This is a genomic window from uncultured Chitinophaga sp., assembly GCF_937874145.1.
Taxonomy (GTDB): Bacteria; Bacteroidota; Bacteroidia; order Chitinophagales; family Chitinophagaceae; genus Chitinophaga.
Map to the genome: position 1 here is coordinate 1 of NZ_CALNBI010000278.1, position 1,533 is coordinate 1,533.

The 1,533-nt window shown below is 57.1% G+C and carries 1 protein-coding gene; it reads right to left on the minus strand.

Going from position 1 to position 1,533, the window contains the following annotated elements:
• Positions 1 to 253 precede the first annotated feature (253 nt).
• Positions 254 to 1,533 (minus strand): L,D-transpeptidase family protein (locus Q0510_RS13765; RefSeq protein ID WP_298712733.1); only part of this gene is annotated, 1,280 nt, incomplete at its 5' end.

Here is a 1,533-nt window from a genome sequence, read left to right on the forward strand (position 1 = left end):
CACGCCTTTACCCAGGTCAGGAAAAGAAATGGCCGCGCCGGGAAGGGGGAAATGTGTTGCGCGATCGGTAATCACGCCTTTAACGGTTTGCCTAGGCAGCGGTTGCGCCACCGATTGTAAAGTGATCAAAACAAACAGTCCAATCTTGATAATGAGCTTCATCGGGGTTAATTTTTTCCGCAAAAATGCCGCACTTTTCCCCCGATATCAACCCCGCCCGCCCCGAACCGTTGTTTTCGGGGAATGAATGGTATTACCGGAGATACTGCCGGACGCGGGCGTCTTCCCCATACACATCTTCATAAAAACGCAGCTTCCCGTCGCGGAACTCGGCTGAAAAATAGCGGATGTAGATCGGAAGGCGCTTCTGGAAGGCATATGTCCGCTGCTCCTCGCGGGCCTGCCAGGCCCGCACCGTGTCGGCCATGCCGGGTTTGGGATCGTGGCTCACGAGGTACATGGCCAGGCTGTCCCAGGCCTGCACCCGCACGCAGCCATGGCTGAGGGCGCGGTTGGAATTGGCGAACAACTTGCGGTTATTGGTATCGTGCAGGTATACGCTGAAACGGTTGGCGAAATTGAACTTCATGATGCCCAGGGAATTGTCGAGCCCGTCCATCTGCCGCAGCACGTACGGGAAATAATTCTTGTTCAGTTTCTGCCAGTCGATGGAATCGGGTGAAATGATATTGCCCTGGTGATCCACCACTTCCAGGTTCTTTTCGTAGAGATAATTCCTGTCTTTCTTGATCTGCGGCAGCATTTCCTTGAACACGATGCTGTAGGGCACGCGCCAGTACGGGTACAGCACGAAATTCGTCATAACCGAACTGAGCTGCGGCGTGCGCGTCCGGGGCGTTCCTACGATCACGCGGGATTCGAGTACGAGGCCCGCCGAATCGTCCCATACCTGGAGGCGGAATGCAGGGATGTTCACCATGAGGTAACGGGCCGGCAGCGTGTCCGGCATTTTGCGCCAGCGGTCGAGGTTGATGCCGGCCTGTTCGATCCATTCAACAGGCTGGCGGTTCAGGTATTGAATGGTGCGCCTGCCGGCGATGCCATCCGGGTATAATTGAATCTCCTGCTGGAATTGTTTAATGGATTTCTTGAGGGCCACGGTGTCCTCCAGGGAGTACAGCAAAGTATCGAAATGCCCCGTTTTCGCCAGCCGCAACGCCAGCTGACGGCGGAATGCGGCGGTATCTCCATACTCCGCGGGTAGCGTATCCCAGGTGGCTTTCCCGAAACGCAATTCATATTCGGCGATGCCGGATTTAAGCAACTGGTAAGCTTCGTGCGAGGGCTCACGCGCCTGCAGCACTTCGCTGATGCGGTTGCCGGCCAGTGCGTCGCGGAGGAAGGCGTTGAGCGCATCGTCGGCGATCACCGAATCCTTTTGCAGGGCGATACTGTCGCGGGGGATGACGCCGCAATGCAGGTGGTTGGCGAGTTTGAAGAATGCGTCGGTCAGCAGCACATCCGTTTGCGCCCACAGGGCTGCGTCGCGGCGGGCGTCTTTATCGTTGCGCC